The 20,874-nt window shown below is 69.0% G+C and carries 21 protein-coding genes; 11 read left to right on the top strand and 10 right to left on the bottom strand.

Going from position 1 to position 20,874, the window contains the following annotated elements:
• Positions 1-270: 270 nt before the first annotated feature.
• The 6 genes from eccD to ADL12_RS34990 all read left to right on the top strand — a co-directional run bounded on the left by eccD (position 271) and on the right by ADL12_RS34990 (position 6,621).
• Positions 271-1,743 carry a type VII secretion integral membrane protein EccD gene (gene eccD, locus ADL12_RS35015; RefSeq protein WP_062709915.1) on the top strand — a complete coding sequence of 491 codons (1,473 nt, stop codon included), beginning with the start codon at positions 271-273 and terminating at the stop codon, positions 1,741-1,743.
• Positions 1,744-1,797: 54 nt separating this feature from the next.
• On the top strand, positions 1,798-3,342 hold the full coding sequence (gene eccB / locus ADL12_RS35010; RefSeq protein ID WP_062709913.1) for a type VII secretion protein EccB: 1,545 nt from the start codon (positions 1,798-1,800) through the stop codon (positions 3,340-3,342).
• Between the two features lie 17 nt (positions 3,343-3,359).
• Positions 3,360-4,625 (top strand): type VII secretion-associated serine protease mycosin, encoded by a 1,266-nt coding sequence (gene mycP / locus ADL12_RS35005; RefSeq protein ID WP_062709911.1) that lies wholly within the window; start codon positions 3,360-3,362, stop codon positions 4,623-4,625.
• Between the two features lie 408 nt (positions 4,626-5,033).
• Positions 5,034-5,399 carry a WXG100 family type VII secretion target gene (locus tag ADL12_RS35000; RefSeq protein ID WP_062709909.1) on the top strand — a complete coding sequence of 122 codons (366 nt, stop codon included), beginning with the start codon at positions 5,034-5,036 and terminating at the stop codon, positions 5,397-5,399.
• 95 nt (positions 5,400-5,494) lie between these two features.
• Positions 5,495-5,791, top strand: a complete 297-nt coding sequence (locus tag ADL12_RS34995; protein ID WP_062709907.1) for a WXG100 family type VII secretion target — start codon at positions 5,495-5,497, stop codon at positions 5,789-5,791.
• Positions 5,792-5,871: 80 nt separating this feature from the next.
• The gene (locus tag ADL12_RS34990) at positions 5,872-6,621 is read left to right on the top strand and encodes a TRADD-N-associated membrane domain-containing protein (protein WP_159053381.1); all 750 of its coding nucleotides are present in this window, start codon (positions 5,872-5,874) and stop codon (positions 6,619-6,621) included.
• Between the two features lie 46 nt (positions 6,622-6,667).
• On the opposite strand, the gene ADL12_RS34985 is transcribed toward ADL12_RS34990, so the two are convergent.
• Positions 6,668-8,707 carry a tetratricopeptide repeat protein gene (locus ADL12_RS34985; RefSeq protein WP_079052442.1) on the bottom strand — a complete coding sequence of 680 codons (2,040 nt, stop codon included), beginning with the start codon at positions 8,705-8,707 and terminating at the stop codon, positions 6,668-6,670.
• A 300-nt stretch (positions 8,708-9,007) separates the two neighbouring features.
• Here ADL12_RS34985 and ADL12_RS54415 point away from each other — a divergent pair, with 300 nt between their 5' ends.
• The 5 genes from ADL12_RS54415 to ADL12_RS34970 all read left to right on the top strand — a co-directional run bounded on the left by ADL12_RS54415 (position 9,008) and on the right by ADL12_RS34970 (position 11,570).
• Positions 9,008-9,181 (top strand): hypothetical protein, encoded by a 174-nt coding sequence (locus tag ADL12_RS54415; protein ID WP_159053380.1) that lies wholly within the window; start codon positions 9,008-9,010, stop codon positions 9,179-9,181.
• A gap of 326 nt (positions 9,182-9,507) precedes the next feature.
• On the top strand, positions 9,508-10,191 hold the full coding sequence (locus tag ADL12_RS34980) for a hypothetical protein (RefSeq protein ID WP_159053379.1): 684 nt from the start codon (positions 9,508-9,510) through the stop codon (positions 10,189-10,191).
• A gap of 10 nt (positions 10,192-10,201) precedes the next feature.
• Positions 10,202-10,375: a hypothetical protein gene (locus ADL12_RS54410; protein WP_159053378.1), complete on the top strand. Its 174-nt coding sequence runs from the start codon at positions 10,202-10,204 to the stop codon at positions 10,373-10,375.
• Positions 10,376-10,394: 19 nt separating this feature from the next.
• Positions 10,395-10,799: a hypothetical protein gene (locus tag ADL12_RS34975; protein ID WP_062709897.1), complete on the top strand. Its 405-nt coding sequence runs from the start codon at positions 10,395-10,397 to the stop codon at positions 10,797-10,799.
• Positions 10,800-10,871: 72 nt separating this feature from the next.
• Complete coding sequence (locus ADL12_RS34970) at positions 10,872-11,570, top strand: DUF429 domain-containing protein (RefSeq protein WP_244188159.1); 699 nt, start codon at positions 10,872-10,874, stop codon at positions 11,568-11,570.
• Between the two features lie 66 nt (positions 11,571-11,636).
• On the opposite strand, the gene ADL12_RS34965 is transcribed toward ADL12_RS34970, so the two are convergent.
• From ADL12_RS34965 to ADL12_RS34925, 9 genes are read right to left on the bottom strand one after another with little or no spacing between them, the layout of a single operon-like run.
• Positions 11,637-12,377 carry a hypothetical protein gene (locus ADL12_RS34965; protein WP_062709891.1) on the bottom strand — a complete coding sequence of 247 codons (741 nt, stop codon included), beginning with the start codon at positions 12,375-12,377 and terminating at the stop codon, positions 11,637-11,639.
• Between the two features lie 27 nt (positions 12,378-12,404).
• The gene (locus tag ADL12_RS34960) at positions 12,405-12,884 is read right to left on the bottom strand and encodes a hypothetical protein (protein WP_244188158.1); all 480 of its coding nucleotides are present in this window, start codon (positions 12,882-12,884) and stop codon (positions 12,405-12,407) included.
• Positions 12,885-12,889: 5 nt separating this feature from the next.
• Entirely contained in the window at positions 12,890-14,191 is a 1,302-nt protein-coding gene (locus tag ADL12_RS34955; protein WP_062709885.1) for an MCE family protein, read from the bottom strand.
• Complete coding sequence (locus ADL12_RS34950; RefSeq protein WP_062709882.1) at positions 14,188-15,480, bottom strand: MCE family protein; 1,293 nt, start codon at positions 15,478-15,480, stop codon at positions 14,188-14,190. Before ADL12_RS34950 ends, ADL12_RS34955 begins: the two co-directional genes overlap by 4 nt.
• Before the next feature lie 26 nt (positions 15,481-15,506).
• Entirely contained in the window at positions 15,507-16,616 is a 1,110-nt protein-coding gene (locus ADL12_RS34945; protein ID WP_062709940.1) for an MCE family protein, read from the bottom strand.
• A gap of 26 nt (positions 16,617-16,642) precedes the next feature.
• A complete protein-coding gene (locus ADL12_RS34940) occupies positions 16,643-17,737 on the bottom strand; it encodes an MCE family protein (protein ID WP_244188157.1) in 1,095 nt (364 codons plus the stop codon).
• The gene (locus tag ADL12_RS34935) at positions 17,734-18,783 is read right to left on the bottom strand and encodes an MCE family protein (RefSeq protein WP_062709879.1); all 1,050 of its coding nucleotides are present in this window, start codon (positions 18,781-18,783) and stop codon (positions 17,734-17,736) included. The genes ADL12_RS34940 and ADL12_RS34935 overlap by 4 nt, the downstream gene beginning before the upstream one ends.
• Complete coding sequence (locus ADL12_RS34930; RefSeq protein ID WP_062709876.1) at positions 18,780-20,030, bottom strand: MCE family protein; 1,251 nt, start codon at positions 20,028-20,030, stop codon at positions 18,780-18,782. The genes ADL12_RS34935 and ADL12_RS34930 overlap by 4 nt, the downstream gene beginning before the upstream one ends.
• Before the next feature lie 23 nt (positions 20,031-20,053).
• Entirely contained in the window at positions 20,054-20,869 is an 816-nt protein-coding gene (locus ADL12_RS34925; protein ID WP_062709873.1) for an MlaE family ABC transporter permease, read from the bottom strand.
• Positions 20,870-20,874 lie beyond the last annotated feature (5 nt).

Below are 20,874 nucleotides of genomic sequence, written 5' to 3'. Positions count from 1 at the left end.
ACGGTAGGGTGACGCCACGCGTGTGCGCACCCGCGAACAACCAACGGATTCGGGGTCATTCACCGTAATTCGGAACCGGAATGAGAGCGGGCACGCGAAACGGGACAGGGGCGCGGCCCGCGAGTTGAGAAGCACCGCGAGGGGGAGAAGTACGTGCCTGCGACAGTTCGAGCGGCAGGGAACGCGGGGAACACCGGCGGTCACCCGGGACCAGGGGGTCGTACGGGGTCGGGTGCTCATCCGGGACCCGGGCAGCATTGGGGACCGGGGATGCCGACCACGCGCAGCACCGGCTTCCGCCGGATCATCGTGGCGGCGCCCGACAGCCGCATCGATGTGGCGCTGCCCGACGACATTCCGCTCGCCCACCTCTTCCCGGAGATCCTGCGCCTGTCCGGACAGACTCCGCCCCCCGGCGCCCCGGTCGGATACCACCTGGTGCGCCGGGACGGCACGGTGCTCGACGAGTCACGCTCACTCGCCGCACAGCGCATCGCCGACGGCGACTTTCTCCTGCTGCGCCCCTTCTCCGACTCCCTTCCGCCCGCGGTGTTCGACGACGTCACGCACGCCACCGCCAGCGCCGTCACCCGCGACCGCACGCTGTGGAACGACGAACTCCTGCGCGCCGCAGGACTCTTCGGCAGCTGTGTGCTGCTGATGCTGCTCGCGTTCGTGGCCTGGAGTTCCGACGTCCGTCACGACATGAACGGCCTCCCCGGCATCGTGGCCGCGGTCTCGGGCGTGGTGCTCCTGGCGATCGCCGTAGTACGCGCCCGGGTGTACGGCGACCGCGGATCGTCCGTGGCCTTCGGCACAGGCGCCCTCGCCAACCTGGGAGTCGCAGGCAGCGGACTGCTCGCACTGTCGGCCGGAGACGGCATCGGCAGGCTGCAATTCCTGCTCGCCTGCGCCGCCGTGCTCGTGGGATCGGTGGTGCTGGTGTTCCTCACACCGAGCGGCGACGGCCCCTTCGTCGCCTTCGCATTCGCCTCGGCCATCGGCATGCTGCTGACGTTCGTCGCGATCCTCACCGACATGAGGCCGGTCGAGACCGCGGCACTCTGCTCTCCGTTCGCCCTGGGCATCCTCGCCTTCCTGCCCGGCCTGGCCACGCGTTTCGCCCGCCTTCCTGTCGGATTCGACCCGCCGCGCACCGCCGTCGGCAGCGACTACGCCGATGCCGATGACGAGGGTGACGGCACCACGGCACCGGCCGCGATCGACGCCGAACGCATCACCGCTCAGGCACGGCGCGGCCACGAGCTGCTGCTCGGCCTGGTGGGCGGATGTGCACTGGTCGCGACGGGTGCGGCCGCAGTACTCGGGTTCTCCGACGACCTGTGGGCCCAACTGCTCGCGCTCGCCACCGGCCTGGCCTTGCTGATGCGTGCCCATCTGTTCCGGCACACCGCCCAGGTGGGCTGCACGCTCGCGGCCGGCCTTGCCTCACTGGTGCTCCTGGGACTCGGACTCTCCCTCAACCCGCCCGGTCGGATGGTCCTGGAGGCGCTACGAGGCGACGGCACGGCCCTCGACATCAGGCTGGTCTGGCTGTCGGTCACGGTCGCCGTCGTCGCCGGGGCGATCGCCGCGATCGCGCTGGTCGTGCCGAGCAAGGGGGTCACCCCGTTCTGGGGCCGATTCCTGGAGATCGCCGAGAGCTTCGTACTGCTGACGCTGCTGCCGCTGTGTCTGGCGGTGTTCGGGGCGTACCACCAGATGCGGTCGCTCTCGTCGTGATCAGCTCCTCGTACCAGACCAGATCAATCAGCGGGGGAAAGAGGCAGCGGAACGATGGCATCACGGCGGGACGAGCTCAACGCCTACACCTTCGCGCGACGGCGCCTGGTCGGCCAGTTCCTCCAGCCCAACCCGAACGGCACGGAGGAGGGGTGGCCACGCCCGCTGCGCGCCGTCGTGCCGGGAGCGATCGTCACCACGGTCCTGCTCGCGGCCTTCGGGGCCTGGGGCATGTTCAAGCCCGCCGCGCCGCAGGGCTGGGACAAGCCCGGGGAGAACATCATCATCTCCAGCAAGTCGACCACCCGGTACGTCATCCTGACGACCGACGGCAAGACGCAGCTGCACCCGGTGCTGAACATGTCCTCGGCGAAGCTCCTGCTGGCGCCGGACAAGGGCAAGGTCATCAACGTCGACGAATCGGTGCTCGACAGCGGCAAGATCCCGCACGGCCCCACCCTCGGCATCCCCTACGCCCCCGACCGCCTGCCCGACGCCGGGGAAGCCGGGTCGAAGAAGCGCTGGGTGGTCTGTGAGCGCCCCGGTGAAGGCGGCCGTGCCATCCAGAAGGCGGCCTTCATCCTCGCCCAGCGCGACATGGACCGGACCGAAGGTGCGGAGCGGCTGCGCGGCGGTGAGCTGATGTACGTGGAAGGCCCGGGCCCGGGCCGTACGCGCCACGTCGTCGACGCCGGGGGGACGGCGTACGCCGTCCAGAACGATGAACTGCTGCTGCGTCAGGTCGTCGGCGAGGGCACGGAGCCCCAGCGGGTGTCGGCCGGCTGGCTGAAGACCTCGCATGAGGGCGACACCATCGCCTTCCCGGAGATCCCGGACACACCCGGCACCGACGCCGGGATCCAGGGCCAGCTGCCGGACGAGGCGAACAGGGTGGGCATGGTCCTGGAGGCGCCGTCCGGTACGAGGATGCAGAAGTACGTCGTCCTGCGTGGGCGGGTCGCGCCGGTTTCCGATTTCATGGCGAAGCTGCTGCTCAGCAGCAAGGACCTGATCAGACTGGGGCAGGCGGGCCGAGCCATGCCTGTCAGCGCCGGCAGCTTCACGCCCGGGGCGCCCTTCGGCGCGGAGAAGACCTGGCCTCAGCAGGAGCCGGAGCCGGTCAACTCGGCGAGCACCGACGAGGGCAGCCGCAACACGGTCTGCAATGTCCTGCGCGACGTGGACGAGGACAACGGCGCCACGACCGTGAGCACCTGGGCGGGCACGAGCTTCCCGGCCCCCCTTCCCACCGGTTCGAGCAGTGCGTACGTCACCCCCGGCTCGGGCCAGTTCTTCCGTCAGTTCACGGGCTCGTCGACCCGTTCCGGCTTCTTCTTCCTGGTCACCGACACCGGCCTGCGCTATGCGATGCAGTCCAACGGCGACAGCGAGACCGACGACGCCGGCATCGGCTCCTCGGGCTCGGCCACCGAGAAACGGGATCAGCGTGAGGCGGCACTGCAGGAGGCCCAGCAGGCGCAGAATCGCCTCGGCTACAAGGACGTGACGCCGGCTCCGATCCCGGCCGCGTGGTCGGCGTTCCTGCCGACGGGACCGCGGCTGTCGACGGGGGCGGCGCGGCAGCCGCAGGGCTCGTGAGGGGGCGGGCCGAGTAGATGCGTACGCATCGCCACTTGGGCCAGTGGAGCAGCTTGCGCCTGCTTGCCGGAACGGGGGCTGCCACCCTCGCGTTCGTCGGCGTGCCGCCGGCTCCTGCCGCTACCGCCGCCGATCAGTGCACCTTTCCCGGCAAGATGTACGAGGGACGGCCCTGGGCGCTGCAACGGGTCCTGCTGGACGAGGTGTGGAAGCAGTCGATGGGTGAGGGAGTGCGCGTCGCGGTCATCGACACGGGCGTGGACGTGAAGAACCCCCAGCTGGCCCCGGCGGTGGATGTCAGGAGCGGCCGCAACTACCTGCCGAAGAACCTCAAGGACGACCAGGGCAACAAGATCGAGCGCGGCCGCGAGGACGGCACCACCGATGTAGTGGGCCACGGCACGAAGGTCGCGGGAATCATCGCTGCCAGACCGGTAAAGGGCACGGGCTTCGTCGGCCTGGCCCCCAAGGCGACGATCATCCCGATCCAGCAGAACGACGCCGAGGGCCACGGCGACACCAAGACCCTGGCCGACGCCATTGACCATGCCGTCAGGGCCAAGGCCGACGTCATCAACATCTCCCAGGACACGGTCAACGCCATCGCGCGCTCCTCCACACTGAAGGACGCGGTGGACAACGCCCTGGCCAAGGAGATCGTCATCGTGGCCTCGGCAGGCAACGACGGCCTCGGGGGCAACGTCAAGGAAACCTACCCGGCCTCGTACGACGGCGTCTTGGCGGTCGCCGCCGCCGACCGCAACAACGAACGCGCGGCCTTCTCCCAGTCCGGCGAGTTCGTCGACGTCGCCGCTCCGGGCGTCGACATGGTCTCCACCGTCCCCGGCGGCGGCCACTGCGCCGACAACGGCACCAGCTTCTCCGCCCCCTACGTCGCCGGGGTCGCCGCCCTCATCAAGGCCAAGCACCGGGACTGGACGCAGGAGCAGATCACCGCCCAGATCATGCAGACCGCGGAACGCTCCATCCCCGGCCACGACCGCTTGGTCGGCTGGGGCGTCATCGACCCCGTACGCGCCCTGACGGAGGACGACAAACCGATCGAGCAACCGGTACCGAGCAACGAAGGCGCCGGGCAGGCCAAGGCCCCCACCGTGGCCCAACTCCCGCTCGGCGAAACCCCGCAGGAGCGGGCCGTCCGTCTTGGGACTTATGTGGTGGTGGGCAGCATGCTGCTGGTGGCCGTCATCGCGGGCGGGTCGGTGGCCATGCGGGACGGCAGGAGGAAGGCCGGGGGCTCGCGGGGTGATACGAGCTTCTGAGCCAGCAGGCACAGCCGTACTCATGGATCACGCACCTGTGGCCAACGAGCCCCAGGGATAGCCGAGAAGACCGTTGGTACTGTCACTGGTCGTGGTTAGAGTGACACGCATGCAATCGGTGATGTTCGCGTCACCGCGACCGCAATGACCCGCGGTCGTCGCAAACGGGGAGGGGAGAGCGTCATGCCGTGCGCCGGCGATGTCCGGGGCGCTGGAGGCCGAGTACGGGGCCGTCACACCGCGAAGCTCCACGAGGCTGCAACGGCCCGTGAGCGGGCCGACTCCTCAGCCTGAGAAGCGACGCGAGCGTCTCACCACGGCGCAGTCTCCGCGAATCGCACGAGACACGCCACCTCTCCAAGCCGTCGGGCCCACCACAGCACCGGAGAAACCGGAAAGGAAGAACAGATGGCAGGAACCCAGAAGGTCACTGACGACGTACTGCGGCAGTTCGAGCAGGAGCTCAACGAACGCTTCGGGTCGGTGAAGCAGCAGCTGCAGCAGCTGCACGCCGTGATCGACGGCGTGGAAGGCAAGTGGCAGGGCCAGGGCGCCGTGTCCTTCGACCGCAAGCAGACCGAGATCAACGAGCGCATGGCCCACATCGGCAACCTGCTCGTCCGGTTCCAGAACGCGGTCAACGACAACCGCCGCATCGCCGGCAGCACCGACGAAGAGATCTACCAGGCCCTGTCCGGCATCGACGCGGGCGGTTCCGGCGCGGCCGGCGGCAGCGCCCCGGCCGGAAAGACCTCGGCCTTCTCCGGCATGTAGCTCGTGCGCGATCGGGCGGCGGCCCATCCGAGGCCGCAGCAAATCTTCGGTTCAAACCGTCAGCACAGCAGGCATGGAAGGCAGTTGGAGAAGCCATGGCAGTAGACAACGGCACAATGCTCGTCACTTACGCGGAACTTGAGAGGGCCGCAGGGGACATCACCGCCCAGGCCAAGAAGCTGGACACGGACCTGGAAGCCCTCCAGCAGCGGATGAAGGACATCGCGGCCTTCTTCGAGGGCGAGGCCAAGACCGCGGCCGACGGCCTTCACCGCGAGTGGGACATCAAGGCCAGGGAGATCCACCAGGCCCTGAACTCCATCGCGAATGCCGTCCGGGAGGCGAGCGCGGCGTACAGCGCGGCGGACCGGAAGGCTGCCGCCAACTACTAGCGGTGGTCAGGGAGCTGGGGTGGGCACGCGCGGGAGGTGTCCACCCCGACCTTGGCTTCGACCGGAACAGAGACAAGGCCATGACAGGACAGCAGTTCGAGTTACTCTCTCAGGTCGGTGGTACAGAGGACACGGTCACTCTCGGCGTCGCTGCTTTCGCGATCCTGGCGGCGGTACTGGGCGTGGTGTTCGTCGGTCGGACCCAGGCACGGCGGCTTCGGGAGGAATCCGGGCACGCGGAGCAGGTGTTCGCGCGTGTTCACCATGATGTGGACGATGAGGAGATCCGACTGTCCGCCCGGCGCAAGACCGCCCGGATCGAAGCGGATCCGGAGGTCGTGCAGGCCGAGGGGATGACAGCGATCTCGCGGACCGCGCTGCAGGAGGCGGAGATCTACCTCCAGCACCACCGGATCGCGCTCAAGCACCACTCCGCGTACCAGCAGGCATCGCTGTGGTCCGGCTTGCTGGGGTTCTCGGTCGTACTCGTCGGCGGGGCCCTCACCTACTTCGCCGGCCTGGATGTCGGCGCGGTGACGGCGCTGGCCGGTGTCATCCCGGCCGCCGCGGGACGTCTGCTGTTCCGCCAGGCGAACATCGTCGGAAACCGCGCGGCGGAGAACCTCCGTGGGCTGGAGGAGAGTGTGCGGCGGTTCAGCGCGGTGCAGGCGGCGCTGGCGGCGACCGCCGAGATCGGCGACGCCCAGACCCGCAACCGCATGTACGAGGTGATCGGTATGCACATGCTCTTTCCGACCGATGAGCTGGAGACATTGCTGAAGAACCGGGTGAAGGCGGTCGAGAACGGCAAGAAGAAGCGCGAAAGCTGACGCTGCGAGAACAAGCTGACGCTGCGAGAACAGGGGAGAGCCGACGCTACCTTCCCCGCACCGCCCGAAGGTGCTGCTCGGCGACAGCGCGGTTCTGCGGGTCGATGGCGCGGTGGTCCCGTGCGTACTCGAACATCCTCGCCGCCTCGCCGAACTGCCCGCGTTCCTCCAGCACGCCGCCGATGTTGAGCGCCGCGAGCGGGATCACCTTGGGGAACGCGGTGAGCTCGCTGTCTCGTAATGCGTAGACGTCCCGGTACCTCCGCAGTGCCGCCTCGGTATCACGCCGCTCGTGCGCGATGGTGCCCAGCCAGTACAGCGCCTGTGCACGGACGTCCGGGACGCTTGACGTGGTCGCGGCGGTGAGCGCGGTCTCGGCGCCATTCGGATCTTGCTTGTCGTGCAACAGGATCCGGCCGAGGTAGAGGCCGCTCATGGCCGCGAAGTCACTGCCCGGCACCAACTCGAGGCAACGGCGGTACGCCGCGATCGCGCCCTGCTCGTCTCCGAGCTGTTCGCGGCACACCCCGAGCATCGGGTACAGCGGCACCGACTCGGTTGTCTCGCCGGAGTCGAGTATCTGCGTGTAGATCCTCTCCGCCTCGGCGTACTCCTCGTTCCGGTAATGCGCTGCCGCCCTGTTCTTCTGCTCTTCGAAACGGCGCCAGAGCTCGGCCTCGTCGAGCTCCAGTACCTGCCCCTCCACGTTCTGGAACGCCTCTTGCAGCTTGATGCGCGTGTCATCGTCGTCATCAATGCGGGTCACGGTGCCGGCCCATGAGCTCGACTCGCTCTTCTCTTTGCTCCGTGGCCACTGGAAGCGGCGCCTCAGCCTCTTCCCCGCGACCGCCCCGGTCTTGTCGATGAGCCGGTCGAGGTCGTCCTTGATCTCGTTGAGCAGCACCTCGAACCCCTCCACCCAGGTGTGGGTGGTGAAGTTCCCGTGCTCCGACAGGTGGGCGTACAGCGCCTGGAACCTCTCCTTGTTGGAGGGGTGGGTCGAGCGCTCGGGTGCCTTCCCGGCCATTCGGGCACGACGCCTTGTGAGCGCGTCCTGCGCGGCGACATCGATGCCGTGGCGGGCCAGCCGCTCCTCGATCACGTCGAGAAACTCGAAGTACAGCAGTGCCACACACGGGGCGGCATGGGAGATGTCGTGCTTCAGCTCCGGCGCGCCGCCGGAGAACAGGTCGTCCAGCATCGCCAGGCTCGGCTCAAGGTTCTTCCCGCCGGTGAACGCGCCGATCACCGCGTCCTGGCCCCAGGTGTCGGCCTCGAACTCCATCGCCCTGGAGCGTTCCAGCAGGTAGAACTTCGAGTCGCGGCCGACGGAACGGAGCTCGTCGGCGTGGTTGAGGACCGCGTGTCCGTACTCGTGGCACAGCACGAAGGCCGACATGGTCCTGGTCAGCGGCATCTCCAGGGCCCTCGCGATCATGGGGATCTCCACGAGGACCTTTGACCTCGGCTCGCCGACGCCGAGGAATTCGAGTGCGGTGTCCACTGCCTGCACCCGCAGCGCTGACCGGGTCCTCTCGTCCTCGACGAAGCGGCTGATCGCGTCCCTGCTCAGCGAGCCCATGCGGATCAGCGGGAAGATGCTCCTGTTCATCTTGAACAGATAACCGGCGAGGCCCTGGTGGAACACGATCGCCGGCATCGCGGAGTCCTTGAACCTGATGCATTCCGCGTTGGGCTCGTATGTCTGGAGGATGCCGACGGGGATCTTCGCCAAGGCGCCGCGCCACCGCGGTGGGGTCAGCCCGAGCGCGGCGTCCTTGAGGTCGGCGGCGAGGCCGCCGGTCTCCGCGCCCAGCCCCGCCAACCGCTGCCGGGTCTTCTTGGCGTCGGCGTTCGACGGGTTCTTCAGCCGGTTCTCGGTGTTGCGCGGTGCGGGTGGCTCGTCGAACGTCGACGACGTCGAGTTCTTGATCGCCACGAAGTCGACCTTGCGCACGATCTCACCACACGTCGGACAGGAACGGCCGCGCAACTCGTCGGCGACGTTCAACGTCGCCGCTGTGTCGACCAGCGGTCCGGCCCAGACTATGTGCTTGCATTCCACGCGCCGGGCAAATACCTGCATGAGTCACGCTCCACGAAGAGGGAAGTCTCGGTCACTGACGGGTCGGCCACTGGGTCTTGCTGCCGTCCTCGGTGTGGCAGGGAGCCGCTTCACCTCCGTGAGAGGGTCGTCGTCGATCTCAATGGTGAACATGGCTATACAGTCCCCCCGTTGGGGTGGCGTGCATCGCAATGATGACAAATTGGATGATCGCGGAGGGGCACGTCTCTGCAGACAAGGGCTGCCTTGATCGCCCACACCGGCAAGGAGATGCGGGCGCGCGCTGTCGGCCATCGCCGAACTGTTCCGTGCGGTGCTCACGTGGATCCCTTGTGCGGCGAGAACGTCCTTCCCGCCTTCGGCGCGGTGGACACCTACGACCGCGGCGCTACGCAGGCCGTCGAAGTCCAGCGGGTGCCCCTCAAACGCCGCACCTCCATCGGAGCGCAAGGCGACGACGCTGACCTGTGTGGAGCAGCCATGGACGGAGCTTAGGCAGCGGTGTCCGGGAGGGGTCCCAGCAGACTGCACGCCCTCATCACCCACAGCTCTGATACTGCAACCCCGGTCCGCCCGGCGAGCCGACCGGCGCACGTCGGACAGCGACTCCAGCGACGGAATCCACGGCTACGCGCGACCGGCCGCCCCTCCTGGCTCCTGTGCCACCGCAGGGCCTGCGCCTGTAGGAGGGCGCGGACAAGGGAGCCTGCAGGAATCGGACATTCCGGGATCAGGAATGCGCCACTCGGAACGCGATGTTCGAATGGGCTCTCTTGATCTGCGGGTTGACCCGACCAGTCAGCCGTGATCAAGGGGGTTTCATGCGCACTGCGCATCACAGACGTGTCCTCGCCGGAACCTCGGCCTCAGCCGCAGCGGCGATGCTTGTGCTCACCGGCACCCCGGCGGACGCCGACGCCGCCGCTCTCACTCAGCTCGCCGAAGGCTATCTGCAGCAGCGGGCCGACATGCTGACGACGACTCGTCCGACGGCCAGAGCCGCGACCGCCCGCGTCCGGGCCACGCGCTCCATGACCGCGCAGGTGCAGGATGATCTCGCCGCACTGGTGGAGAAGGGCAAGCGGTACAAGGACGTCGACGGCGGCTACACGAAGGCGCAGGTCGACGTGGAGGTGACCGACACCTCCGTCACCGGCCAGTCGGCAACGCTCCGGCTCACCGAGCGCACCCGCCTCTACCTCCCGTTCACGCCGCAGGAGGTCGCGGACGGCGCCCCGGAGTACGAGGAACTGTCCGTCCCGCACACCGTGAAGTTCACCCAAGGCTCCGACGGCGCCTGGCTGCTGTCGTCCGACAAGGCCGACACGGACGGCGGTCCGACGCCGACCACGCAGGTGTCCGACGTGGACGCCACTGACGGCACCGATGACGGGGGCGGTAAGGCGGAAGAGGACGAGGTAAGCAAGGACGCCGCCTCCGGCACCGCTCCGCTTCCCGGCAGCAGCGACGACTCCGGCGACAAGCCAGAGGTCAGGAGCAGCTAGCTACGGCAGGATGGTTGCCTACGCGGACAAGTACTGGAACCACCACAACGGCGGCTGGGGCCCCAAGGGCGGCGCAATCATCCAGCGGCCCAGCAACAAGTACTGGTTCTACGGACCGACGACGTGGACCACCAGCTGGATGGCCAAGGCGTGCGGACGTCCTCCAGGCCGACTGGGGCCGTGACAACAACATCGACCACACGATGATCGTCACGAAGAAGTACCGGGGCACGCCCTACCTGACGTATAGGAGTGCGCTGTGGAGCGTCGACAACTTCTGGCTGTGCCGGCCGCTCTGGCCGTCGCATCCGGCTGGGCTGATCGAAGTCGGGGGCGTGAAGGACGAGCAGTGGTCCAGGGACGAGGCCGAGCAGATCCTCGCGGACCGGGGCGGGCGGGGGTGGAAGATCAAGGACGTGCAGGTCGAGCACGACATGGGCCCGGACACCGGCTCGGCCCGCCTCATGGCCGAGGACAAGGCAGGAAAGGCCATGCGGGACACCTTCACCGTGACGCGGGAGAAGGGCACCTGGCATCTCGTGGTCTTCACGCAGCAACCCGCCGAGTCCGGTAAGGAATCTGCCTCGGCTGACAAGCCGAGTTCCTGACGGTCTGTTGGGACGGCCTGCGGCCGGTGACGACATGGCCGCCTCTGCTTACGATGAGCTTCCACTCCGATCTTGCGTGAGAGGCGAGGCGGCATGGATGTCCTGGGGATCGATGCCTGTGGCAAGCAGGGGTGGGCAGGGATCAGGCTCACGGACGGCGCGTACGCGGGCAGCCTGGTCGACGTCCGGCTCGATGCGTTGGTCGAGCGTGCCGCCGGGGTGGAGGCGATCGCGGTGGACATGCCGCTGGGCCTGGTCGAGAAGGGCTGGCGGGCCGCGGATCTCGAGGCGAGGGTGCTGCTACGGGTGCGGCGCAGCAGTGTTTTCCTCATGGCACCGCGGCCGGCGTGGCTGGAGCCGGACTACGTGGCGGCCTCGGAGCGATGCCATGAGCTCGCCGGCGGCCGGCTGAGCCGACAGGCGTGGGCGCTGGCTCCGAAGCTTCTGGAGGCTCGGGCGTGTTGGCTCGCCGACCACCGGATCCACGAGGTGCATCCCGAGGTGTCCTTCAGCGCGCTCGCCGGCGGTGTGCCGCTGGACTACCCCAAGAAGACCTGGCGTGGCCAGAACCTGCGCCGCCGGCTGCTGGCTGCAGCCGGGCTCGTGCTGCCGGACGAGCTCGGCGAAGCGGATCGCATTGCCGTGGACGACGTACTCGACGCCGCTGCGGCGGCTTGGTCGGCACACCGGATCGCGCTAGGTGTCGCGGGCCGGATTCCGGAGCTCCCTGAGATGGATGCGGAAGGGCGCGTCATCGAGATCCGGTACTGACGATCTGCCGGGATTCGCCGGGATTCGCCGGGATTCGCCGGGATCGGGCGGGATCCGCTATGGCCGTCAGAGTGCGTCCACCGCGCTCACCTTCCAGCCGTCGTCCGTCCGCGTCAGCGTCATCCGCACCCGGTTCAGGTCCACGCGGGACCCTGACACCTGCGTGCTCTCCGTGACCTGGTTGACGAAGAGCAGGACCACGACCTCGTCCGGGGAGGCCGAGACGACGGAAGCCGCCGGGGATCCGCCGGAGGCGGGGGCGGCGATCGTTGCCTTCACCACGCCCCGGTACTTCGTGGCCGTCGGGCCGACCACCGTCTTCGTGGTCTTCTCGTACTCGTCGCGGAAGTCGCCGGTCAGGTGGGTGCGGGCGCGGGCGAAGTCCTGGTCCAGGTGGCGGTAGTCGTACGACAGGACGGCCGGCGCCGCCGTGCGGGCGGCCGCGACCGCCTCGGCCCGTGCGCTCTCCGCCTGACGTCCGTCCTGGTACTGCCAACCCAGTACGGCGACGGCGACCAGGCCGGCCACGAGCAGGAGGCCGAGGACCGCGATGAGCAGTCGGCGTACACGGGGCCGGCCCCCGTTCTCCGGAGGCGCGTCCTCCTCGAACGACTCCAGGGACGGCTCGGGCGGGTCCTCCCAGCCGTTCTTCGGGGCGTCGATGAGTACGGTGCGCCCGGCGACGGTGGATTCCGGGTCCTGCTCGCGGTGGCCGCGCTCCGCTCGCTTGGCCGCTGCGCGGGCTGCCGCGGTCATGCTGCGCCGGGTGGTGGAAACGGGGGCGCGGCCGGTGGTCGTCTTCGTCATGGTCGTACTCCTCACTCGTGCCGTCCGTCAGCCGACGAACTCGACGTCCGACGTCAGCCAGCGGCCGTCCCGCTGCACCAGGTCCAGCTGGAGCCGGTAGGTGCGTGCCTCGCCCTGGGGCACCGCCGTGTTGGTCACCTTGCTGTCGGCGACCACCAGCACGCGGGCCGAGTCCTCGCCCGAGCGGACGATGCCGGCCTCCAGGACCTGGCCTTCCGAGACCGACTTGTTCTGGGCCACCAGCTCCGTCAACTGGGCCGTCTGTGCAGCGAACTGCTTCTTGAAGTCGCCGGTGGCGCCTGCCAGGACGTTCGCGCTGTCGCGGCTGTAGTGCCGGTAGTCGAGGGAGGTGAAGTTCAGTGCCGACTGGCGGGCCGCGGACAGGATGTCCTGGCGGCGCTGGTCCGCCTCGCGCTGGGCGTGGAGGCCGAGGGCCAGCCAGATGCTGAGTGCGGTGGTGAGGACTGTCGCCACGACGAGTCCCGCCCGCATCGCCCTGGACCGCATCAGTCTCATGCCATCGGGCCAACGAGCAGCCATTGCCACGACTCCTTTCCGAACACGGCCCGCTGGCCGCCCGTCGAGCCGATCTCGACGTTCCTTCCGTCCGGGCCGGTGGTGGTGCCGGACTCCGGGTCGTACGGGGTGACGTACGCCGCCTGGTTCGCGCCGCCGTACGAGCGCGACGCACCCGGGGCGTTCTGCGCGCCCCGCACCGACGACTCGCTCCCGCGCGGCAGCGTGCAGCGGGCCCCGGTGTTCGCCTCGCGTGTGCTCGTGTCGGCCGGGTCGCGGCGTGCCGTGCCGTAGCCCTGGGTGCAGGCCGGGGGATCGTCGGCGTTCACGACCAGGCCGAAGTGCGTGGTGCCGTCGCCCGGGAGCACCGTGTAGCTGCCCGCCACCATCGCCGGGAAGGTGACCAGCGCCTGCTCCACGCCGGGCAGTCTCGCCACCGTTACCTGGCCGCCGCTGATCAGGTTGGCCAGCAGGACCGACAGCTCCGGGTCGACCGACCTCAGCAGCGAGTTGACCTCCTGTGCGGCCGGCCTCGCGTTGCCGATCAGCTTGCGCAGGTCGCTGTCGCTCGCCTTCAACTGGGCCGTGAGCGCTGCGAGATCACTCGCGAACGACTTGATCGACGAGCCCTGGTCCGCCTGCGTCTTCAGGACCTTCCTCGAGTCCTCGATCAACGCGATCGTCTCCGGCAGGGCGTCCGATGCCGACTTGACCAGCTCGTTGCCCGAGTCCACCAGGCGGCTCAGGTTGGGGCCGGTTCCGGCGAAGGCCTCGCCCAGCTCGTCGACGGTGATCCGCAGGTCGTCCTTGCCGACCGAGTTCACCAGTCGGTCCAGGCTGAGGACCAGGTCGGTCGTCGGCAGCGGGACGCGGGTGTTCCGGCGCGGGATGCTGCTGCCTTCGAGCAGGTACGGGCCGTGGGACGCGCGGGGTTGCAGGTCGATGTACTGCTCGCCCACCGCCGAACGGTTCGCGACCACGGCAACGGTGTTCGCCGGGATGTGCGGCGCCCCGTCCTCGATGTCCAGGGCGACCGAAACTCCGCCGGGCCCGGACCCGGACCCCGACCCGGAGCCCGTCAGGTGCAGCCCGCCCACCTTGCCCACCGGCACACCGCGGTACGTCACCTCGGCGCCGGGGAAGATGCCCCCGGAGTCGGCGAAGTCCGCGCGGACTGTGTAGCCGCGGTCCAGGACCTCGTCCACCAGCCCCGTGTACTCGGCGCCGACATACGACACCCCTACAGCGGTCATGGTGGCGAAGGCCATCAGCTGGACCTTGACCGTACGGGTGATCACGGCTGGACCCCCTTCAGCATGAGCTCGGCGAGTTCGAGGTTGATCCCCTCGGGCCAGTCGCCCCCAGCCGCATAGCCGGCCGTGCACACCGGCGGGCACAGCAGGTCACCGCCGCCCCCGGACGAGGCCGAAGGGGACGGCACGCTCGGGCCGTTCGGCAGCGCCGTGGGTGTCGGCACGCCCGGCACCTCCGGGAGATCCGGTACGTCCGGCAGGTCGGGGGTCCCGGGAAGCTCGGGGCCCTGGGTGTCCCCGTCGCCGCCCCGGCCGTCCCCGCCCGGCTTCTCCGTCAAGTTGCCGTAGATCCCCGCCAGATCGAGGTCCGCGGTGATGTGGAGGTTCACATAGTCGCCCTTGATCGCGTCCACCGCGTTGCGCGGGAACGGGTAAGTAGTCATCAGTTCAAGGGAGTTGGGCAGGTCGGTACCCGCCTTGTTGAGCTGTTGCAGGATCGGGCGCAGCTGCTTGAGGTTGGCGACCGTGTCGTCGTGCGAGGCGTTGATGACTTTGGTGCCCGTTTCGCCGAGCTTGGACAGGGACGTCAGCATCGTCGTCAGGTCGCGGCGCTGGTCGGCCAGTACCTTCAGGGCCGGAGGCATCGTGTCGACCGCGTCGGCGATGGTCTCCTTCTCCTTGCCGAGGCGCCCCGCGAGTCGGTCCACGGCCTTCAGCGCCCGGACGATGTCCTGCTTCTGCTTGTCCAGGCCGCCCAGGAACGTGTCCAGCTCCTTCAACAGCGACTTGACCCGGTTCTCCCGCCCCTCCAGCGCCTTGTTCAGCTCCACGGTGATCGTCTTGAGCTGGGCCACTCCGCCGCCATTGAGCAGGGCCGACAGCGCGGACAGCACTTCCTCGATCTCCGGGTTGCGGCCGCTGCGGGACAGCGGAATCACGGCGCCTTCGCCGAGACGGCCGACCGGCGCCGTACCCGGCGGCTTCGACAGGGCCACGTACTTCTCGCCGAGCATGCTGGTCTGACGCAGCTCGGCGATCGCGTTCGCCGGCAGTTTCACCGAGTCGGCGACTCGCAGGTGCACGCGCGCGTGCCAGCCGTCCAGCTCGACCTTCTCGACCGCGCCCACCGTCACGTTGTTGACCTTCACGGCCGACTGCGGCACCAGGTCCAGGACGTCACGGAACTCGACGGTGACGTGGTACGCGTTGCCGTCCGAGGCGGCGCCGCCCGGCAGTTGGACGTCGTACCAGCCGTTGAACTCACAGCCGGTCAGGAGCAGCGAGCCGACTGCCGCCCACGCCGCCACCCCGCCCTTGCGGAGCAGCCCGCTCATACGCTCGCCCCTCATGCGCTCGGCCCTCATGCGCTCGCCCCCAGGATTCCGCCGAGCGTGCGATCGACCGTGCCCGTGACCGCCGCGCCGCCCTGCGGCACCTCCGGCAGGGAGTCGAACAGCTCCCGCAACTCCTTGCAGTCGGGGTTCTTCCCGCCCTCGTCCCCGGTCGTCCTGAGCACTGAGCACAGCAGCGACGCCGGGTCCTGCGCCTGATCGGCGTTGTTGCGGGTGTCGAGGGTGCCGGCCGACGGGTTGTAGGCGTTGTTGAGGTTCGACATGCCGGTCGGGGCCACCTCCAACAGCTCCGCCAGCGCCGCCCGTTGGGTGACGAGGACCTTGGTCACCTTGCTGAGACCCTCCACGTTCGAGGTCAGCGACTTCTTGTTCTTCTTCACGAAGGCGGACACGTCGCCCAGTGCCGTCCCGAGGTTCTTCAGTGCCGCCGCCAAGTCCTTGCGCTCGCCCGCCAGTTGATCGGCGACCTTCGCGAGGCTGCTGTTGAACGACCGCACGCTCTTGTCGTCGGCCGCCAGCGCCGCCGTGAAGACCTGGAGGTTGCGGACCGTGCCGAACAGGTCCGTGCGGCCGTCGGACAGGGTGGTGACCGCCGCCGCGAGATCCTCCACCGTCCCGTGCAGGTTCTTGCCCTGACCGTCCAGGTTGTCCGCGCTCACCCCGAGCAGCCGGGACAGGGCGCCGTCCTTGTTGGCGCCGTCCGGGCCGAGCGCCTCGGCCGTGGTGTGCAGGCTGTCGAAGACACGGTCCAGTTCGACCGGCACGGCCGTACGCGACTCGGGGATCTCGTCCCCGGTCCGCAGCACCGGGCCGTCGCCCCGGTACACCGGGAGCAGCTGGACGTAACGGTCGCTGACCACCGACGAGTTGATGATCGCCGCCTGCGCGTCCGCGGGGACCTTGCGGCCGGCCTCGTACTCCAGCTCCACCCGCACCCGGCCGCCCTCCGGCGTGATCTCCTTGACCTCGCCGATGCGGACGCCGAGGACGCGGACGTCCGAACCGGGGTAGATGCCGACGGTGCGCGGGAAGTACGCGGTGACACGGACCGGCTCGAGGCGCGGCCACAGGACGTAGGCAAGCGCGGCGACGAGGATCAGTACGGTGAGCAGGGCCAGCCGCTTTCTCACCCTGACGGGGATGTTCACTGCGCCGCCCCTCCCGTGCGCGGTACCACCGGAGCGGCGACCAGGTTCTGGACGTAGGAGTCGAACCAGCGGCCGTTGCCGAGGGTGTTGGTGAAGAGCCGCGTATAGGGAGCGAGGAGCTTGATGCTCCTGTCCAGGCTGGACTGATTCCGTTCGAGCATCTGCACCACGCTGTTCAGGCCCTTGAGCGCGGGCCCGATCTCCTTGTCGTTGTCCTGGACGAGGCCGGAGAGCTGGATGCCGAGGGCGGCGGAGCTCTTCAGCAGTCTGTGGATCGCCTCGCGCCGCTTGGTGATCTCCTTGAACAGCTTGTCGCCGTCCTTGACCAGCGTGGTGAAGTCCCCTGAGCGGTCGGCCAGTACGCCCGTGACGCCGTTCGCGTGGTCGAGCAGCTCGCGCAGCGCCTTGTCGCGGGAGGCGACCGTCCGGGAGATCTGCGACAGGCCCTTGATGGACGCCCGTACCTCTTCCGGCGAGTCCTCGAAGGTGGTGGAGAGGGTGTCCAGGGCCTTCGCCACGCGGTCGGTGTCGACCTCCTCCGTCGTGGTGGTGAGGTCGCTGAAGGCCTGTACGACGTCGTACGCGGGGACAGTCCGCTTGAGGGGGATCTCGCTGCCCGGCTCCAACTGGCCCTGTCCCTTCGGGTGCAGGGCCATGTACTTCGCGCCGAGGATCGTCTTGACCCGGATCGACGCGACGGTCTCCGTGCCGAAGCCCGGCTCGCCCTTGATCTTGAAGGTGACCTTGACGTGATCGCCGTCCAGGTCGACCTCCTCGACCTTGCCGACCTTGACCCCGGCGATCCGCACCTCGTCACCCGGCTTGAGACCGCCCGCTTCCGCGAAGGCAGCGCTGTACGTATCGCCGTCGCCGATGATCGGCAGGCGGTCGGCGTTGAAGGCGGCCACCGTCAGCAGCGCGAGGAACGTGAGACCGACCGCGCCGATGACGACGGGGTTGCGCTCGCGGAACGGGGAGAGGTGCGGGCGGCGGATGCGCGGGAGCCGTACCTTCGGCAGACGTATCTTCGGCAGCCTCGGCGGCTCCACCCGGACCTTGAACAGCGGCTCCGGACCATGCTTACGGCTCATGACCCGCACCTCGCCCTCGCCACATGCAGATCGGGCGTCAGGACCTGCTGGGACCCCGACTCCGTCTTCGGCAGCACGATCCGGCCGTCGAAGTCGCAGAGGTAGAAGTTGAACCACGAGCCGTAGGACGCCGTCCCCGTCAGCTCGTTGAGCTTGTTCGGCAGCCGCTTCAGCACGCCCTCCACGGTTTTCTCGTTGTCGTTCAGGGTTCCGGTGAGGTCGGTCAGCTCGGCGATGTCGTCCTTCAGCGGCGGCCGCGCGTCCTTCAGCAGCCCCGAGGTGGCCTCCGTCAGGTCGCCGATGCTGACCAGCGACTGGCCGATGGGCTTGCGGTCGGCGGACAGTCCCGAGATGACCCGGCGCAGCTGCTTGAGCAGCCCGGAGAAGCGGGTGCCGCGCTTGTCCAGCGTCTGAAGCACGGTGTTGAGGTTGTCGATCACCGAGCCGATCAGCTTGTCGCGGCCGGCCAGGGTCGAGGTGAGCGACGCCGTGTGCACGAGCAGGCTGTTGACGGTGCCGCCCTCGCCCTGGAGGGTCTTGATGATCTCGGTGGCGAGCTGGTTGACGTCCTTCGGGCTGAGCGCGGCGAACAGGGGCTTGAAGCCGTTCAGCAGGGCGTTGAGGTCCAACGCCGGCTGGGTGCGGGAGAGCGGGATCGTCGCGCCGGGGCGCAGCCGGGTTCCGTCGCCCGTGCCCTCGGTCAGCGCGACGTACCGCTGCCCGACCAGGTTGCGGTACCGGATGACCGCGCCGGTGCCGATGAGCAGTGGCCGGTCCTGGCCGACCGTGAAGGTGACCTCGGCCAGCGTCCGGTCCTTGATCCGGATGCCCTCGACCTCGCCGACCCGCACCCCGGCCACGCGGATGTCGTCGCCCTCCTCCAGGCCGGTCACGTCGCTGAAGACCGCGCGATAGCGATGGTCCGGCGTGAAGGAGATGTTCACGATGGTGGCGGCGAGCAGAGCCGTCGCCAGGATGGTCACCAGCGCGAAGAGGCTGAACTTGATGAGGGGAGCGACGGTCTGCCGTGCGCCTGCGGTTCTCATGCGACGGTCACCGCCGTCCCGCGCGCCAGCGGCCCGAACAGCAGCGTCGCCACCGGCGGCACCTCGTCGGCGGGCACGCCCAGGACCGGGGCCACGAGCGAGCCGACCGCCCGCTGCTCGGCCCGGGTCGCGGAGACGCCCAGCGGGCCGCCCGCAGACGAACCCCCGGACTTCGAACCGTCGTCGAGGTGAGCCCCGGGTGCCGGTACCGGCGGATGCGGCAGATCACGGCAGTTGGGCCCCGACCGCTCGCCGTAGCGCGGCTCCTCGCCCGGTTCGTACGCCCCCTGCGGCCGTACGACCTCCAGCGTGATGTGCATCTTGCCGCCCCGGAACGCCTCCTCCGAGGCCTTCTCCTGCCGGACCAGGCCGGCCAGCAGGCACGGGTACTCGGGGGAGTAGCGGGCGAACAGCTCCAGGGTCGGGCGGGAGACCTGGCCGAGGGTGATCAGCCGGTCGCCGTTGGTGTCGAAGAAGTCCTCGGCCGTCCCCGCGACGGTGGCTGTGGTCTTCAGGGCCGCTGCCAGCCGGTCCTTCTGGTCGACGATCGTGCGGCTCGTGGTGACGGTGTTGCGCAGGATCTCCATCAGGTCGGGCGCCGCGTCGCCGTAGACCTCGGCGACCTCGGCGAAGCGTGCGATGTCCTCGGTGAGGGACGGCAGATGGGGGTTGAGGCGGCGCAGGTAGGCCTCCAGGCGCGTGAGGTTGTCGCCGATCCGGTCGCCGCGGCCCTCGAGGGCGGTGGAGAACGCGGAGAGGGTGGCGTTGAGCTTGCCGGGCTGGACGGTTCGCAGCAGGGGCAGCAGGTCGTTCAGCAGCTGCTGCACCTCGATGCCGACCCGGGTGCGGTCCTGGGTGATGACGTCGCCGGCGCGGATCGGGCGGGCCGACGAGGCCCCGGCGCCGGTGGGCGGCACCAGGTCGACGTACTTCTCGCCGAACAGCGTCTTGGGCAGCAGGCGCGCGTGCACGTCGGACGGGATGTACGCGACGTGCTCCGGCTTGAGCGCGATGTCCAGCGTCGCCTTCGTCCCGTCCGCCCGCACCTCGCGCACCTCGCCGACCAGCAGCCCGCGCAGCTTGACGTCGGCCCGCGGATCGAGCTGGTTGCCGAGGCTGTCGGCCTCCAGGGTGATCCGCACGACCGGCGTGAACGCCTGCCGGTAGACGGCGACCGACAGCGACAGCAGCGTCGCGAGTACGGCGATGAAGACGACGCCGTACAGCCGCAGTCTCAGCACCCTCATACGGCGCACCCTCATTCGGCGGCTCACCCCGCGATCCTTACGGTCGTGTTGGCGCCCCAGATCGCGAGCGACAGGAAGAAGTCCAGGACGTTGATCGCCACGATCGAGGTCCGCACCGCACGGCCCACCGCCACGCCGACGCCCGCCGGGCCGCCGCTCGCGTAGTAGCCGTAGAAGCAGTGGACGAGGATGATCAGGACGGCGAAGACGAGCACCTTGCCGAAGGACCACAGCACGTCGACCGGGGGCAGGTACTGCTGGAAGTAGTGGTCGTAGGTGCCGGCCGACTGGCCGTAGTACCCGGTGGTGATGGTGCGGGCGGCGAGGTACGACGACAGCAGGCCGATCACGTACAGCGGGATCACCGCGACGAACCCGGCGATCATCCGCGTCGTCACCAGAAACGGCAGCGAGGGCACGCCCATGACTTCGAGGGCGTCGGTCTCCTCGCTGATCCGCATGGCGCCGAGCTGGGCCGTGAACCCGGCGCCGACCGTCGCGGACAGCGCGAGTCCGGCCACCAGCGGGGCGATCTCCCGGGTGTTGAAGTACGCCGAGAGGAACGCCACGAAGTTGGAGGTGCCGAGCTGGTTGAGGGCCGCGTAGCCCTGGAGGCCGACCTCCGTGCCGGTGAAGAAGGACAGGAAGGCGATGATGCCGACCGTGCCGCCCACCACCGCGAGCGCGCCGCGGCCGAAGCTCACCTCGGCGAGCAGGCGCAGGATCTCCTTCTTGTAGCGGCGCAGCGTGCGGCCGGTCCAGGCCAACGAGCGGCCGTAGAAGGAGAGTTGGGTGCCCAGCGCTTCCAGTGAGCGCAGCGGGCGATCGAGAAGTCTCATCGGTT

The organism is Streptomyces regalis (assembly GCF_001509475.1).
Classification (GTDB): domain Bacteria; phylum Actinomycetota; class Actinomycetes; order Streptomycetales; family Streptomycetaceae; genus Streptomyces; species Streptomyces regalis.
Note: the sequence above shows the minus strand (reverse complement) of the source record. Positions and strands in the feature narration are given on the sequence as shown.